Raw genomic sequence first — 15869 nt, 5'->3', positions numbered from 1 at the left:
CATGGGCTGCAAAAAAACGCCGGGCGAAGCCCGGCGTAAGGGAGGAATGTCTGCAAGCGATCAGAAATCGTAGGCCACGGAGAATCTGACGTAGCGCGGCGAGATCGTGTCCTGCACCCGACCAAAGTCGGGATTGGGACTGGAGGTGGTTCCGTAGAAGTCGTTGTAGAACACGGGCGTCTGCTGGTCGAGCAGATTGAAGACGGCCAGATTGAAGTCGAGCTTGTGGTCGGCCCAGCCCGGCTTGTAATCCACATTGAGGCCGATCTGGTGAGTCCACGGCAGGCGACCCAGCGAGCCCGGCGGAACGGGCTCGCCGCCGCACCAGTAGTAGGTGTGGGAGCCATGCAGCGCCAGCTGATCCGGTCCGTAGCCACCACGGCAGAGAACCGGCGTGCCGGATGCGATGTAAAGGTTGGCGCCCACCGTCCAGTCCGGAGCGACCTGATAGGCGCCGAAAAGCTTGATCTGGTGCCTGCGATCATTGGGCAGGACGCCGGAGGAATACTGCATGCGTTCCGGGAAGTCCCAGCCGGTGGTAAGTGATTCGTAGGAACCGCCCTGCTGGGAGTAAGTGCTTACCGGGCCTTCGTCATTGCCCCAGGTGCGGGAGAACACGTAATCGAGCTTGGCGAACCACTTGCCGTCCCATGCGTGCTCCAGCGACAGGTCCAGCGAGTAGTAGCGGCGCGTCGGTCCCTTCGGGAAACCCTGGTCCTTGGCCGACAGCGTCACGGGCACGAGGGCGCCACTGGGCGACTGCATCCACAGGTTGCTGGTTTCGCCCGGATTGATCAGCACCAGGCTCTGAGCCCACTGGCTGCAGGTGTCGGGCGTCATATAGGCATAGCCTTGCGCGCGCCCGGCCTGGCATTCGATCTGGATATCGTCGAAGTCGTCGATGATGCGATTCATGCGCTGATAGGTGCCGGTCGCGCCGAACACCCACTGCGTTCCCAGCATCTGGAACTGTTGCTGCATGCCCAGGACGTAGTTGTCCGAATACTCGGCCTTGATGTTCCGCGATGCAGAGACGCGCGGATCCTTCGCCTGGCCATACTCGCTGTCGATCGACACGCCCGTCGATGGATTCTGTGGCAGAGGCGTGAACCCGATCGGCGCGCCGGTGGTCGGATCGATGCCGGTGTAGGTGCCGTATATGCCGGCATTCGTCACCGGCGCGGCGATGGACAGCGCCACCTGTTCCGGCAGCGCCAGGTAGTAGCGGCCAGCATTGCCGAACACCTTCAGCGAGGAGTCGCCATGCACGTCCCAGCTGAAGCCCAGGCGCGGCGCCCATTGCGGCGTGGTCAGCCGGATATACGGCACGCCCGAGGCGTCGTAGTTCGTGAACTGGTCATTGCGCAAGCCCATGTTCAACAGCAGGTTCGGTGTCACCTGCCAGTTGTCCATGATGTATTGGGCGCGTTGCGCGACGCGCACGGAAGCCACGCTGATGTCGGTGTGCTGTTGCACGTAATAGCAGCGGGTAGTCCCCGACGAGTCGGGATGGCACTGGGTCGATGGCGCGACATAGGGCGGGACGTTGGGGTCCACCCCGAACACCGGCGAGCCGGGATCGCTCTGCCCATAAATCCACTGATATCCCGGACCCGGATTCACCGCGCCATCGTTCAAGTCCGTGGAGTTGATGTTGTCGATACCGACCTGGAAGTCGTGATCACCCAACTTGTAGTCCAGATTCAGGCGGTAGTTCGTCACCGATTCCTTGTGATTGGGGTCGGTGATCGACGAGTTGATCTGCGAGTTGGAAATGCCGCCGGGCGGCACGAACGCCGGATCCTGCACGGAGCTGCTGGCGATATGCGGCAGCAGGGGATCAAAGCCCTCGTATCCCGGCTGGGCTGTGTAGTACGAGCCATGCATCTTGCCGACCGTCGCATTCAGGGTCAGGCTGTCGGTGATGTAGGAGGTGTAATTGGCCACCCACACCTTGAAGGTGGTCCGGTTGATCTGGTCGAGACCGTTGAAGTCACCCGTCTTGAGGGTGTCGTAGTCAAAGTCGTAGATGGTGCCAGCTGTCTTGTGCGAGTTCTGCACGTAGCTCGCGCTCAGCACGTTGCTGTCGTTTATGTTCCAGTTGAACTTGGTATAGAACTTCGGATCGTGCACCTTGAATGTTTCGGTCGTGGCCGTGCTGCTGAACTCCGAAGTGCTTCTGTAATGGGAGTCGTCCTGCTCGAGGCCGATGTAGAAGAACAGCTTGTCCTTGATGAGCGGGCCGCTGATGTAGGCGTCGTAGATCGTTTCGCTGCTGCTGTTGTTCTTGCGATAGACGGCAAGGTCGCCCGGCCGGTTGCCTTGGCTGGTTACCAGTGGATTGGCGTAGTAGTAGTTGTCGGGATCGTTGCGCATGCTGCCCGGTTGCCACAGGGCGCGCGCGCCGAAGTGCCAGTCGTTGTCGCCACTCTTGCCGATCTGGTTGATCACGCCGCCGATGGAGCGGCCATACCGGGCGTCATAACCGCTGGTGAAGGTCTGCTGCTGTTCGATGGCGCCATAAGGCAGTGAGATGCCACCCTGGTTGTTGAGCAGCTCGGTGGTGTTCATGCCGTCGAGGTAGTACGCGTTCTCCGCCGTCGATGCGCCACCGAACACGAGGTTCGGCGTGCCCAGCGGACCGGTGCCTATCTCGGGGGAACCCAGGTTGACGCCTGGCGCCAGCAAGGCAATGTCCTCGGCGGTGCGCTGCAAGGGCAGTTGCTGCAATTGCTTGGCGGTGATCGTCGTCACCTGGTTGGTGGTGCTCACGTCGATGGGTGGCAATGAGTTGCCGGTGACATTGATCGTGCCAAGGGTCCTGGCTCCCGTGGCCCCCGCCGGAGCGGCGAAATCCACGGCCACGGCGCCTGCCGCCGCCGGACTCACCCCGCTGCGCGAATCGACGACCTCGCCATTCTGCAGCAGCGACACGGTGTAGGTACCCACCGGCAACGTCACCGAGTACTTGCCGGACGCCCCCACATCAATGGTGCGATTGAAGCCCGAGCCACCGGTGATCTGGACGGCTTCGCCTGGGGCCACGGGGGCGGTGCCATAGATGGTGCCGCTGGTCGCCTGAGACCACGCGGCGCCCGCAAAACCCATCGTGATGGAGCTGATAGCGACCGCCAGCGCTTTTCGCCGGAAGACATCGTTACGACGCAACGTGCGAGGAACCTTGCCCTTCATCGTCATGCACTCCCCATGGCCAATGGCCTTGTCAGTTGTTAGCGAACGAACTCCGTATCCGGTGATGAAGTCCGTTTCGGTTTTGAACGCTCAGACCGGCAGCCGACGTGGCTGCCTTGGACGACTGAAAAAAACACCCCAGTGCGATACCGGCATCAAGACGCAAGCGACATGGCCGACCGCACAGGTTCCGCGTGATCCTCCCCTTCACCGAAATGCCCGGACACGCGGAGCAAGCATTTCGGCAGATACACCAGCGTCGACCAGCGTCGCCGGCAACGTTCGTCCCAGCGCCAGGTGGGCGCACGCCTCGCCCATCGCAGCGCTGGTCTGGATGCCATAGCCGCCCTGCGCGGCGACCCAGAAAAAACCTTCCGCATCGGGCGCAAATCCGCCCACCAGATCGCCATCGGCCACGAACGAGCGCAGACCAGCCCACATGCGCGTGGGACGACGGATGGTCATGGTGGTCGCCTCCTCGATGCGGTGGATGCCTATGGCGATGTCGAGCTCTTCCGGCTGCACATCATGCGGAGAAACCGGGTCGGCATTTGCGGGGCAACCGAGCAACAGGCCGGCGTCAGGCTTGAAGTAGAAACTTTCCTCAATGTCGGTGACGAAGGGCCAATGCGTGGTATCGAATTGCGGCGGCGCTTCGAACAGGAACGCCGAGCGGCGCTTCGGCTGGATGCCGATGGGCGCCACGCCGGCGAGCGCAGCCACCTCGTCCACCCAGGCACCTGCAGCGTTGACCAACAGCGGCGCGCGAAACGATTCGCTCCCGGCATCGATGAACCAATGGCCCGGGCCGCGTTCGATCGAACGGATATCCACGTTCACGCGCAGCTTGCCGCCCTGCGCTCGCAATCCGCGCAGAAATCCCTGGTGCAATTCGTTGACGTCGATGTCCGACGAGCCCGGCTCATACAGCCCGATATGCGCGGCCTCGGGCTTCAGCACAGGAACGGTGTCGCGCAGCCACACGCCATCCACCACGCGCAGACCATGCGTGAGCGACGCCATGTTCTCGTACATCGCCTGCACGGCATCGACCTGCTCCTCGTTGCCGATGATGACGGTGCCGCGCCGCGCGAGAATGGGCTGCGTGGCAAACCCTGCGGGCGGCCGCTCGAAAAAAGGACGCGCCGCGCGCGTCAGCGTACGCACCTGCGCCGAACCGTAGGTTTCGGAAAACAATGCGGCGGAACGACCGGTGGAATGCATGCCGGCATGCTGCTCGCGTTCGATCACCACGACGCGCGCGTGCGGCGCCATGAAATAGGCGACCGAGGCACCGGCCATGCCAGCGCCAATGACAATGACATCGGCTTCCGTGATCGTGCTCATGCAGTATCCGCGGCGGATTGGCGAGCCACCACGCTGGTGGCGGTGAGGTCGGCGGTAACGTTGCCCAACGTGGCGAGCGCATCCGGCAAGGCATCAACGGCCAGCATCAGGCCCAGCGGCCCCACGGGCACGCCCATCGCCTGCGCAACCGGCAGGTTGGTCGCCATGAAGCTGACCGCACCCGGCAGGCCCACCGAGCCCAGGCTGATCACAACAGCGAGCAGCGCAGCGGCCCCCAACTGCGCGGCACCAACATCGATGCCGTAGGCCCACGCGATAAAGCACGCCGAGGTCACGTACTGCACCGGGCTCGTCAGCCGGAACAGGCTCACCGCCATCGGCAGCACCAGCGCGTTGACCTGGGATGGATAGCCGAGCCGACGTCCCGCGCTTTCCAGCATCGCGGGCAGTGACGCCAATGACGACTGGGTACTGGCCGCCACGATCTGCGCAGGCAACAGTGCCAGCACGAAACGACGCAATTTCTCCCCTCCCCACACCACGGCTATCGGCAGCATCAGCACTGTGACCGCCACGTACAGCAGGCACTCCACCAGCACATAGATGCCCAAGGCGCTCAACATGTGCAGGCCGGCGCGGGCGCATACGGCGAGAATCAGCGCGAACACGCCCAGTGGCGCCACCCACAGCACCCAACGCACGATCACGATCATGGTGTCGGCGATAGCCTGGAAGAAGGTGATGATCAGGCTGCGTCGTTCCACATCGATGCGCGTCAACGCAAAACCGAAGAACAGCGCGAACACCACCAGCGGCAACATCGCGCTCTGCGCTGCGGCCATGATCGCGTTGGACGGCACGATGCCGTTGAACCACTCAGCCCAACCGACGGCGGCAACCACGGGCGGCGCATGCGTCGCAACTGCACTCTCCAGCGCCGTGGTAAGCGCAGGGTCGGGGGTGAACAAGGCGAACAGGCGCGGCGCCACCGCCGCGGCAAACAGCGCACCACCAATCAGGATCACGATGAACGCCACGATGGCGCGACGCGCGATGCGCCCGGATGCTGCCGCATCGCTGGCGGTGTTCACGCCGACCACCACGAGCGCGAACACCAGTGGCACTACGGTCATCTGCAAGGCATTGAGCCACAGACGTCCAAACGGCTGCACCGCGTCGGCCACCTGCACCGCTGAACTCGGCGCCCAGGCCGCCAGCGAAAGGCCGCCAAGGGCACCCAGCGCAAGGCCTATCAATACCCGCGTCGTGGCGCTCAAGGCTGCTTGTCCAGCGCGGGCAGATACCACGACGACTGCAGGCGCACGTACTCGTCGCGCGGCAACAGCACGAATACGGGCAGGTCTTCCGGTTTCAGCCAGGCCAGAAGGTGGCGCATCGCTGGCTCGGGCATCGCCGTGCAACCGGCGGTGGCGTCGGTCGGCGACTTCCACAGGTGCGCGAAGATGCAACTGCCACTGCCCGCTTTGCCCTGTGCGTTTTGCTCGATCACGAATCCCACCTTGTAACGCTGGTCGCCGTCGAGGTGCAGATCGCGCCGCATCGGCTCGCTGGAGCCAGCCACCGCCTTCTCGCCCACCTTGTTCGCGTCGACGATGCGGTTGTAGTAAGGCGAGCCGTCCACGTCCACGCACCAGTCGCTCATTTGCAGGGCCTGGTATGGCATGCGCGTATCCGCCTTGGCCGCATAACCGAATACCTCGCCGATACGGAACACGCCTGCCGTCGCGCGGCCATCGCCTTCGCGCTTCTGCGGGCCGCCCGATTGCGCATCGTTGAGTCCCAGCCCCCAGGCGGAACCCGAGCGACCCACAGTGACATCTTGCGATTCACCCTCGGCCTTCCATGCGCCGTTGACACGTTCGTAGGCGCGCAATACGCCATGGTCGGCGTTCCAGTCGGGGGTCACGACCAGCACCATCTGTTTCGACTGATGCCAATGCGCATCGGCCTGCGCCGCAGTCGCCTGGCCCGCGATATACGCCGCGCAAGCGATGCCCATGACGAACAGGCCGTGAAGAAGGGAATGGCGATGCGCGGGTTTCATGCGGCTCCGTTTCGACTCATGGGAACTACGGCTCCAGCATTTGCTGGACGCGTTCGAGATTGGCAAGCAGTTGCAGGTGACGCTGCTCGTCGCCTTCGCACAGCTGCACGAACACGCGGTCGAGCAGGTGCTGCAGCGCCGATTGATACAGCACCGGCTGGATGTAAGGACGATCGTCGTGCGCCGATACCAGCAGCGCCATGTCGGCCAGCGCGCGCAACGGATTGGACGTATGGCGTGTCACGGTGATCAGCAGGCCGCGCCGCTCGCGGAAGAAGCGACCGATCTTGCACAGCGCCGGATGGTTGCCGTGCTCGGAGAACACCAACAACACGTCGCCCGCGCCCACGGCTGACACGCTCGCCGCCATGCGTGGCGCGTCGAAGTTGTGCACGCTGGGCACGCCAAGCAGCGACAGCCGCAGCGCAAAGCTGCGTGCATAGATGTCGTCGTCGCCCAGGCCGATCATGAAGACCTTGCCTTTCCGTCCCGCCACGGCGATGGCATCGGCCACCGCCTGCAGCGTCTCCGGCGAATTGATCAGGCGCGTTTCTTCCTCCGCGGCGGATTTGCACCGCCACAGCCCGGCGGCCCAGGCTTCGCTCTCGCCGCCATGCGCCTGTGTCGCCACCTCGGCGGTGTCGCCGCTGTCGGCGCGGGCGATCGCTTCGCCCACCGAGTACTTGAGGTCGGGATAACCCTTGAAACCCAGCTTCTGGGTGAACTTGACCACGCTGGACTGGCTGATGCCCAGTGCGTTCGCGAGCTGCTGCGAGGAGTAGTCGCGCAGCAGCTGTGCGTTCTCCAAAATGAAATCGGCGACGCGCCGCTCGACCGCCGACATCTGGTCGCGCTGGGAGCGAATTTTCACCAAAGGCGACATATTCGGGCGTCCCTAATAAATGCTTTCATCCCAGCGAAAGCTGGGATCCAGTGACTTCAGCGCCGACCACAACAAAAGCGCTGGATTCCTGCTTGCGCAGGAATGACGAGCTTGGGGATACGCTGCGGTGAACATCAGTCGGTCAACCTTTCCAGGCCACGGATTTCCCGGATTCCCAATCCGGGCGCATCGGTGACCGAGATCTCCGACTCGTTGAAGATCACGCCCCCGTCGGTTGGGTTGTACTGGCATAGCGAGGGGCCATCCAGATCCACCTTGGTGATCACTGCCGACTTGGCTACCGCCACATGTACGGCGGCCGCCACGCTGATGCTGGTTTCCAGCATGCAGCCGATCATGCACTCCACCCCATACATGCCGGCGATGTCGGCAATGCGGATGGCGTTGGAGATGCCGCCGGTCTTCATCAGCTTGATGTTGATGATGTCGGCCGCGCGCATCTGGATCAGGTCGATCACCTCCAGCGGACCAAACACGCTTTCATCGGCCATGATGGGCGTGTGCACGCGCTCGGTGACATAGCGCATGCCCTCAAGGTCGCGCGCTTTCACTGGCTGCTCGACCAGTTCCAGTCGCACGCCGGCGTCTTCCAGCGTTTGCAGCGCGTACACCGCTTGCTTGGCCGTCCAGCCCTGGTTGGCGTCCAGGCGCAGCAGCGCACGGTTTTCCACCGCCGCGTAGATCGCCTTGACGCGCTCGATGTCGACGCCGATGTCCTTGCCGACCTTGATCTTGAGCGATTCAAAGCCGCGTTCGACCGCGCTGATGGAATCGGCCACCATCTTGTCGATGTAGTCCACGCTGATGGTGATGTCGGTGGTGATCACCGGGTCGCCACCACCCAGCAGCTTGTACAGCGGCGCGTTGTAGAGCTGGCCCCACAGGTCGTAGATGGCAATCTCCACTGCCGCCTTGGCACTGGTGTTCTTCTCCATCGCACTCTGGATCAACTGGGTAACCCGGTTGAGGTCCGCGATGTCCTCGCCGACCAGCCGTGGCGCGATGTAGTGCCGGATCGCATCGACGATCGAACCGTGCGTGTCGCCGGTAATGACCGCAGTGGCCGGCGCTTCACCGTAACCAACGTGACCGGTATCGGTGTGCACCATCACCACGATGTCTTCGACCTGGTTGACGGTGCGCAATGCCGTCTTGAACGGCGTTTTCAGCGGCACCCGCAGCTTGCCGAACTTGATATCGGTGATCTTCATGAGGCTCGGAGGCTTCCTGTCTTCGAAAGGGAAACGATGACGTGGGCGACGGTCACGGGTGGGCGTGCACGATGCTGGTCATGCGGTCGACGTAGGTATGCTTGCTGTCCCACATCAACGGCATCAGCGGCGTTACCGACACCTCGTTGAGCTTGACGCGGCGCATCGCGCCCTGGCCGTCGAGATAGCTGGCGCCAGCGGTGTCATGGATGACGTACGGCTGGCCGTTGAGCTTGCCGATCACCATCATCACGTGACCTGGGATATAGACCAGGTCACCCACCTGCAGCGCCAGCGCAGCCTTCACGCGAGCATCGTGGTTGTCCTTTTCGGTGAACGCCTGATGCGTCAGTGCCGGACTGATCGCCTGCTTGCTGGTGTTGCGCGGCATCTGCACGCCCATGCTGCGATAGACGTCCGAGACGAAGCCGCTGCAGTCGCGGCCGTCATACGCGTGGCCCCATCCATAGCGTTCGCCGAGGAACTTGAAGCCTTGCCGAATGATGTTGGTTTCGGTCAGCGGCAGGTAGCTGTCGCTGGTGTCGGCAATGCGTTGCACCAATGCAGGTGAGAAAGCGAGCTTGCCATCCGCGCTCTGCATCGGCAATTGGATCACGTGCGAGGCATAGGGCGACTGGCCGTTCACCGGCTGGTCGGGCGGAAGATCAGTCAGCACGGGTACGGCCACGCCCATATCCAATTGCAACTGCGACACCGCAGGCTGCTCGGGCGTGAATACGGTGGTCACGCTGGCGTCCAGCACCACGCGCTGTGGCTGCTTGCCGGCGTAGCCGAACACCTCTGTCGACGAACCCTCCGCGACGTTTTCGCGACGCGTCCACGCGGCGTAGCGCGGGCTCACCACGAATAGCCACCGGCCATCGCGGCTTTCATGCGCGATCACGACGGGCGTACCAGGGAACTCCGCCGTCTCCTGGAAACGGTCGATGTCGTGGTCGTCCGTCGCGGTAAACACGCGCGTATCGGTCGGGAAGCTGCGCAATGCCGCACGCTGCACCACCAACCCATAGCGCGTGGCCTGCTGGGCGGGCACGCGGTCCAGCGCAAGCTGCTCGGCGAGGTCTTGCTTCAGGGTGGCGGCCACTGGCTTGCCGCCCACGTCGTACAGCGGCTTGGACGGGTACTGCGAGATGTCCTTGATCCATGCGTCCACCTGCTCGCGGGTGAGCGAAGCGGGCAACGACTTCAGGTCATGCATGGACGGGTCAGTGCGCAACAGCCGGGCGTTTTGCTCCGCAATCGTCGCCGGATCGAGCAGCACTCGATCGGGCTGCGCAAGCTGCTTGATCCAGAAATCGGGCGTGAGCATCGCGTTGTTGCTGATGCCGATGATGCCCGAGGGCGGCACCGGCACGGCATCCTGCCCCTTGTCGGCCAGCACGGGCGCCGCGGCGAGAGCGGTGGCTAGACAGAACGCAAGTCGCGATATGAGTTGCATAGTCAATTCCTACGCGATGGCCAGCGACGACATGATCGACGCCACCAGCAGACCGAAAGCGGTACCGAGGATGTAGCCCAGCAACGCCAGCAGGATGCCCACCGGCACCAGCGAACGCGAGTAGCTCGCAGCAAGTAGCGGCGTGGCGGCAACGCCGCCGATGCATGCCAGTGAGGAGATACCGCACAGATAAAGGTCGAAGTGGAACATGCGCGCCGCCAGCGCCAACAGCCCGGCATGAATGGCGATGATGCAGACACCGCACATGAGATACAGCGGCGCCGCGCCGATGCCGTCGAAATTGCTTTGCGAGGCGAGCACTGCCACCACGCTGATCAGCATGGCACTGGAAATGGTGTTGGCGCCGGCGAAACGCGCCAGTGGCGTATGCGCCGCCAGCAAGCCGAAGCCAGTGGCGAGCATGATGGTCCAGGTCGTGGGTGAGACCATGTCCGTCGTTGGCAGCCGTTGCGCAAGCCACGCCGAGCCGGCCCCGACCAGCAGCGCGATGCCCAGCCACAGCAGCACGTTCTCGGGCGTCGTCGGGCCATGGCTGCGGGTTTCCTCCACCACCATGTCGGCGCTCGATTGCGCACGCGCCCATCGATTGAAGGCCGGCGCCAACCGGCCCAGGCCGAACAGCACCACCACCCACATGGAATAGCACAGCGCGTCGGTGAGCAGCGACATGGCCAGCAATCGATCCGGCATGCCGATGGCCTGCTTCACAGCCACCATGTTGGCCGTTCCGCCGACCCAACTACCGGAGAGCGCCGCGAGCGGTTGCCAGGCATTGCCCGACAGCCAATAACGGAACATCAGGAAGGTCACCAGGAACGCGATGAACAGGCACACCATGGTGGAGAAAAACACGGCAAGGACACGCGGCCCCAACCGGAAGATCGCGCGAAGGTCGCAATTGATCATCAGCAGGAACAGCAGCGCCGGCACCATGTGCGCGATCAGCATGCCCTGAGTGGCCCGGATTTCTTCGTTGACCTGCCACAACCCCGTGACCGCCAGCGCAGTGACCAGCAAGTAGGTGAGCACGATCGGCGGCAGCACTTCGAAAAAACGCCATTTAAAGCGCCTTTCCAATGCGGGAAACAGGCCCGCTGCCAGCAACATGACAGCGAGATATGGCCAGGCCGTGTGGATCATGCGTCCCCTCAGGTTCCCCGGATCGCTCGGTCTTGGAATATCTAATTCAGACAGAGTTTGGCCGAAGCATAAATTATTGACCGCTGATTGCAAGCATGCTACACAGCCGTGTCGCCATTTCTTGCAAGGGGACGTGCAGGTGCAGATGGCCAGGCTTCCCAAGTCCTTGCGGGCACGTCGGGTTACGCCCCTTGTGCTGGCCCTCGCCTGCCTGTTCTGTGCCGGCAGCGCAGCCGCTGATTCCGCCCACTTCTCTACACCCGCCCCATCCGTGCAACAGGCCATCGCACTGATCGATGCGGGCCAATTCCAGTCGGCCGAAACTGATATCGCGAAGGCCTTGGCCCAGCCCGAAATGTCCGAGGACACGCGTAACGCGCTGCTGTTTCAGCGCGAGCGCATGCGCCGCATCCTGATTGATTTCACGTTGGATGCTGACGCGGCCAAGGCCCGCATCCGCAAGCAGGTGCCCGACCTCACCGATGCCGAGTTCGCCCGCTGGGACCAGCAAGGCCTGCTTGAGCACATGGTGATCGACGGGCACACGCTTTATTTCAAGCGTGCTCCCGGCAACCTCTTCCTGCTGAGCAAGGAAGCCGCGGCGCGACGCAGCAAGCCGTCGCCCTCCAGCGATGATCCGATGGAAACGCTCAACGAGCACCATCGTGCCGCACGCATAGAGGCACTTGCCACGCACCGCAGCAGCGTCACGCCCAACCACGTTCGCGTGACCGAGAAAGTCACCGTCGATGCGGACGCGGTCCCGGCCGGCGTGACGGTCCGCGCCTGGTTGCCGTTTCCGCGCGAACTGCCAGGTCAACAGGAACACGTGCAACTGGTGGACAGCCAGCCGTCCGGCGCGAAAGTCGCGCCAGCGGCCACACTGCAGCGCACGGCCTATCTGGAGAAGAAGGCCGAAGGCGGCAAGCCCACCACGTTCACAGTCACCTACGAGCTCACCATCTACGCGCAATACCACGACATCGACGCCAACAAGGTGGTGGCACCCAAGCTCACGCCCGAACTGAAGCCGTTCGTGGAGGAGCGCGCGCCGCACATCGTGTTCACCGACGACCTGCGCGCGTTTTCACACAAAGTGGTCGGCGAAGAGAAGAATCTTTATCGCATCGCGCAGAAGCTGTTTGCCGCGGTTGACCAGATTCCATGGGCCGGCGCACGCGAATATTCCACCATCAGCAATCTCAGCGACTACACGCTCCACGCCGGCCATGGCGATTGCGGCCAACAGACCATGTTGCTGATTACCCTGCTGCGCCTCAACGGCATTCCCGCGCGCTGGCAGTCGGGCTGGATTTTTTCGGACGGCAAATACAACAACATTCATGACTGGGGCCAGCTTTACCTCGCGCCCTATGGCTGGGTTCCGATGGACGTGACATTCGGCCAGTTGCATCCGGACAAGGGCGACGACCCGGCGCTGCAGTGGTTCTACCTGGGCGGGCTCGATGCGTATCGCATCGCCTTCAACAGCGACTTCAGCCAGCCCTTCACTCCACCCAAGCAGCACTTCCGCTCAGAGACCGTGGACTCGCAACGCGGCGAGATCGAATGGCGTGGCGGCAACGTGTACTTCAATCAGTGGGACTACGACTTCACTTGGCAGATTCTGCAGGCGCCTGAGCGCACCGGCGGATAAGCGACTCGCATCAACGACGGCGGAACCAGGAGAGACGGGGAAATGGTCAGTCGTAATTTTTTCAGGACCGTGCTGTGCATGACGCCTGGCCTGGGCATCGCTTCGATGGCCGTGCCTTCCACGCATGCGGGCAACAATGACAACACGGTGGTTGGCCATACCGATGCGGGCGCCGTCGTCACGATCAACCATGGACAGACGGGTTTCTCGCGCACCGTCACGCAGCAAACCATTGCGGTGAACCAGGATCTGCGGACCACCATTTCCGACAGCACGAGCACAACGTTCCAGCAGCCGCGCCTTGCACAGCTCACGGTGTCCATGGATTTCTAAGATGGCCTCCCCATCGGCAGCCCGCCTCGTGCGGGCTGCCGTCTTTTTTCCGCCGACCGGTACCATCACACCGTCATGAACGATCCCTCTCCCTCACCACACAAGGTTCACGCAACATCGCTGGACGGCGTCGACCTTGCGTCGCTCGCCATGCGCATCGCCACACCGTTCCATGCCTATTCCGCCAGCGCCATCCGTGAGCGAATTGCCTCGCTGCAGCGCGCACTGCATGGCCTGGATGCGCTGGTCTGCTTTGCGGTCAAGGCCAACTCCAGTCTCGCCATTCTCAGCCTGATGCACGAGCAGGGCGTGGGCGCCGACATCGTTTCTTCGGGCGAATTGTGGCGCGCACTGCGCGCCGGCATACCGCCTGAGCGCATCGTCTTCTCTGGTGTGGGCAAGACCGAACAGGAAATGGCCGAAGCGTTGGCCGCCGGCATCCTGCGCTTCAACGTGGAATCCCACGACGAGCTGCTGACATTGCAACGCGTTGCTGCCGCGATGGGCGTGACCGCCCGCGCCGCGGTGCGCATCAACCCCGACGTGGATGCGCAGACCCACGCCAAGATCTCCACCGGCAAGGCCGAAAACAAGTTCGGCGTCAGCATTGACGAGGCCCGTCGCTGGTTCGCGGAGAAGGCAACGCTGAGCCATGTGCAGCTGGATGGCCTGCATGTGCATATCGGTTCGCAGATCCTCAGCCTCGATCCGTTTCGCGAAGCGCTCAGGCGCGTGGCCGTGTTCTGGCGCGAGCTGGAAGCGGACGGCCATGCCATCGCCAGCATCGACGTCGGCGGCGGGCTGGGCGTGTGCTATCGCGAAGGCCACGACCATCCCGTGGACGCAGCGGCCTACATAGCCGTGGTTCGCACCGCGCTGGAAGGCTTCAAGGGCCGCCTGTTATTGGAGCCGGGCCGCTATCTGGTGGCCGAGGCCGGCGTACTGCTCACACGCGTCATTCGCGTCAAGCACGGTGAGCAGCGCAAGTTCCTTGTGCTCGATGCAGCGATGAACGACTTGCAGCGGCCGAGTCTGTACGATGCCTGGCATGACATCGTGCCCGTGCATGGGGAGACACGAGCGATGACCGAGTACGACATCGTAGGCCCCGTCTGCGAGACCGGCGATACCTTCGCCCGTTCGCGTGCGCTGCCCGAATGCGCGGCCGGCGATTTGCTGATGATTCGCACCACGGGCGCGTATGGCGCCTCCATGTCGTCCACCTATAACTCGCGACCGCTCGCCGCTGAAGTGCTGCTGGATCGCGGTCGCTACGCCGTGGTGCGGCAACGGCAGAGCTTCGAAGACATGATCGCCGGCGAACAGCCGGCCCGACACTGGGAGACAGCATGAAGGGCTTGAACATCCTCGGCAGCGCGATCGCTTTGACACTCGCACTGGGCGGTAACGCGACGGCGGCGCAGCAAGATCCGCCGATCACACTCGACACGCACGTGGATATTCCTCTCGCCTATATGCGTGAACCACGCTTCGACGTGGGCAAGCCAACGCAGCTGAAGGTGGATCTGGACAAGATGAAGCGCGGCGGTCTGGACTCCGCATTCTTCATTGTCTATGTGGAGCAGGGCCCGCTGACGCCCGAAGGCTATGCGCACGCGATGGCACAGGCCAAACAGAAGTACGACGACATCGACCTGATGGTGCACACCTACCCCGACCGCATCCGCCTTGCCACCTCGCCGGCGCAGGTGCGCGCCAACAAGGCGGCGGGCAGGTTGTCGGCAATGATCGGTGTCGAGAACGGCTACTCGCTGGGTCACGACATCAAGAACCTCGATGTCGCCTACCAGCGCGGCGCGCGCTACGTGGGCCTCGCGCACATGGGCAACAACGACCTTTGCACCAGTTCGACGCCGGAAGCGAGCCTCGGCGATACGCCGCTGCCCGAGTACAGCATCACCGATTTCGGGCGCAGCGTCGTCAAGCGCGCCAACCAGCTGGGCATCATGGTCGACGTCTCGCATTCATCCGACGCCTGCGTGCGCGAGGTGCTGGCCCTGTCCACCTCTCCCGTCATCGCTTCGCACTCTTCGGCGCGCGCGCTCGACAATCATCCGCGCAATCTTTCCGATGATCTGCTGCGCGCCATCGCCGCCAAGGGTGGCGTGATCCAGGTGGTCGCGGTGCAGGACTTCATCCGGCTCGATCCGGCCCGCGAGCTTGCGCAAAAGGCGCTGCAGGCCCAGGTAGCCAAGCAGGCTGGTGACAAGGAATTCGACAGCGAGAAGCACGAATACCTGCCTGCCTACATCGAGGGCATGAAGCGCATCGATGCGGCCTTGCCGCCGCCGACCGTGGATGACTACGTCGCGCACATCAAGCACATCGTCGAAGTCGCCGGCATCGATCACGTGGGCGTCGCCTCCGATTTCGACGGTGGTGGCGGTGTCGCTGGCTGGAACGACGCCACGCAGACACCCAATCTTACCGCTGCATTGCAGCGCGCCGGCTTCAGCGACCAGGATATCGCCAAGATCTGGGGCGGCAATCTGTTGCGCGTGTGGGGCGAGGTGGAACAGCGCGCCACGGCTGGCCATGCGAAGCATTGAGCCGACCGG

Annotated in this window: 12 protein-coding genes; 4 read left to right on the top strand and 8 right to left on the bottom strand. The window is 63.2% G+C overall.

Features of this window, described 5'->3' with window-relative positions; all coding sequences use genetic code 11:
* Window positions 1–60: 60 nt before the first annotated feature.
* The 8 genes from AC3CBN_RS07585 to AC3CBN_RS07550 form a co-directional block, all read right to left on the bottom strand.
* Window positions 61–3192: a TonB-dependent receptor gene (locus AC3CBN_RS07585; RefSeq protein WP_488636201.1), complete on the bottom strand. Its 3132-nt coding sequence runs from the start codon at window positions 3190–3192 to the stop codon at window positions 61–63.
* A gap of 207 nt (window positions 3193–3399) precedes the next feature.
* Window positions 3400–4539 carry an NAD(P)/FAD-dependent oxidoreductase gene (locus tag AC3CBN_RS07580; RefSeq protein ID WP_488636200.1) on the bottom strand — a complete coding sequence of 380 codons (1140 nt, stop codon included), beginning with the start codon at window positions 4537–4539 and terminating at the stop codon, window positions 3400–3402.
* Window positions 4536–5777: a dicarboxylate/amino acid:cation symporter gene (locus AC3CBN_RS07575; RefSeq protein ID WP_488636199.1), complete on the bottom strand. Its 1242-nt coding sequence runs from the start codon at window positions 5775–5777 to the stop codon at window positions 4536–4538. The genes AC3CBN_RS07580 and AC3CBN_RS07575 overlap by 4 nt, the downstream gene beginning before the upstream one ends.
* A complete protein-coding gene (locus AC3CBN_RS07570) occupies window positions 5774–6565 on the bottom strand; it encodes a L,D-transpeptidase family protein (protein ID WP_488636198.1) in 792 nt (263 codons plus the stop codon). Before AC3CBN_RS07570 ends, AC3CBN_RS07575 begins: the two co-directional genes overlap by 4 nt.
* Before the next feature lie 25 nt (window positions 6566–6590).
* The gene (locus AC3CBN_RS07565) at window positions 6591–7448 is read right to left on the bottom strand and encodes a MurR/RpiR family transcriptional regulator (protein WP_488636197.1); all 858 of its coding nucleotides are present in this window, start codon (window positions 7446–7448) and stop codon (window positions 6591–6593) included.
* A 134-nt stretch (window positions 7449–7582) separates the two neighbouring features.
* Window positions 7583–8680 (bottom strand): dipeptide epimerase, encoded by a 1098-nt coding sequence (locus tag AC3CBN_RS07560; protein WP_488636196.1) that lies wholly within the window; start codon window positions 8678–8680, stop codon window positions 7583–7585.
* 52 nt (window positions 8681–8732) lie between these two features.
* A complete protein-coding gene (locus AC3CBN_RS07555; protein WP_488636195.1) occupies window positions 8733–10139 on the bottom strand; it encodes a C40 family peptidase in 1407 nt (468 codons plus the stop codon).
* Between the two features lie 9 nt (window positions 10140–10148).
* Window positions 10149–11300 carry a DUF819 family protein gene (locus tag AC3CBN_RS07550; RefSeq protein ID WP_488636194.1) on the bottom strand — a complete coding sequence of 384 codons (1152 nt, stop codon included), beginning with the start codon at window positions 11298–11300 and terminating at the stop codon, window positions 10149–10151.
* 145 nt (window positions 11301–11445) lie between these two features.
* Here AC3CBN_RS07550 and AC3CBN_RS07545 point away from each other — a divergent pair, with 145 nt between their 5' ends.
* The 4 genes from AC3CBN_RS07545 to AC3CBN_RS07530 all read left to right on the top strand — a co-directional run bounded on the left by AC3CBN_RS07545 (window position 11446) and on the right by AC3CBN_RS07530 (window position 15860).
* Complete coding sequence (locus AC3CBN_RS07545; RefSeq protein ID WP_488636193.1) at window positions 11446–12957, top strand: transglutaminase-like domain-containing protein; 1512 nt, start codon at window positions 11446–11448, stop codon at window positions 12955–12957.
* A gap of 42 nt (window positions 12958–12999) precedes the next feature.
* Window positions 13000–13290, top strand: coding sequence for a hypothetical protein (locus AC3CBN_RS07540; RefSeq protein ID WP_488636192.1), 291 nt, complete (start codon window positions 13000–13002; stop codon window positions 13288–13290).
* Window positions 13291–13365: 75 nt separating this feature from the next.
* A complete protein-coding gene (gene lysA, locus AC3CBN_RS07535) occupies window positions 13366–14643 on the top strand; it encodes a diaminopimelate decarboxylase (protein ID WP_488636191.1) in 1278 nt (425 codons plus the stop codon).
* Window positions 14640–15860: a dipeptidase gene (locus tag AC3CBN_RS07530; RefSeq protein ID WP_488636190.1), complete on the top strand. Its 1221-nt coding sequence runs from the start codon at window positions 14640–14642 to the stop codon at window positions 15858–15860. The genes lysA and AC3CBN_RS07530 overlap by 4 nt, the downstream gene beginning before the upstream one ends.
* The last annotated feature ends 9 nt before the right edge of the window (window positions 15861–15869 follow it).

It is taken from the genome of Dyella sp. OK584 (assembly GCF_057787755.1).
The sequence above is the reverse complement of the archived record's forward strand: the minus strand, read 5'-3'. Positions and strand labels throughout refer to the sequence as shown.

Bases quoted from the DNA above. Each gene is read 5' to 3' on its own strand.
- AC3CBN_RS07585 (WP_488636201.1), bottom strand. From the start codon at position 3,192: ATGAAGGGCAAGGTTCCTCGCACGTTGCGTCGTAACGATGTCTTCCGG.
- AC3CBN_RS07580 (WP_488636200.1), bottom strand. From the start codon at position 4,539: ATGAGCACGATCACGGAAGCCGATGTCATTGTCATTGGCGCTGGCATG.
- AC3CBN_RS07570 (WP_488636198.1), bottom strand. From the start codon at position 6,565: ATGAAACCCGCGCATCGCCATTCCCTTCTTCACGGCCTGTTCGTCATG.
- AC3CBN_RS07565 (WP_488636197.1), bottom strand. From the start codon at position 7,448: ATGTCGCCTTTGGTGAAAATTCGCTCCCAGCGCGACCAGATGTCGGCG.
- AC3CBN_RS07560 (WP_488636196.1), bottom strand. From the start codon at position 8,680: ATGAAGATCACCGATATCAAGTTCGGCAAGCTGCGGGTGCCGCTGAAA.
- AC3CBN_RS07555 (WP_488636195.1), bottom strand. From the start codon at position 10,139: ATGCAACTCATATCGCGACTTGCGTTCTGTCTAGCCACCGCTCTCGCC.
- AC3CBN_RS07550 (WP_488636194.1), bottom strand. From the start codon at position 11,300: ATGATCCACACGGCCTGGCCATATCTCGCTGTCATGTTGCTGGCAGCG.
- AC3CBN_RS07545 (WP_488636193.1), top strand. From the start codon at position 11,446: ATGGCCAGGCTTCCCAAGTCCTTGCGGGCACGTCGGGTTACGCCCCTT.
- AC3CBN_RS07540 (WP_488636192.1), top strand. From the start codon at position 13,000: ATGGTCAGTCGTAATTTTTTCAGGACCGTGCTGTGCATGACGCCTGGC.
- lysA (WP_488636191.1), top strand. From the start codon at position 13,366: ATGAACGATCCCTCTCCCTCACCACACAAGGTTCACGCAACATCGCTG.
- AC3CBN_RS07530 (WP_488636190.1), top strand. From the start codon at position 14,640: ATGAAGGGCTTGAACATCCTCGGCAGCGCGATCGCTTTGACACTCGCA.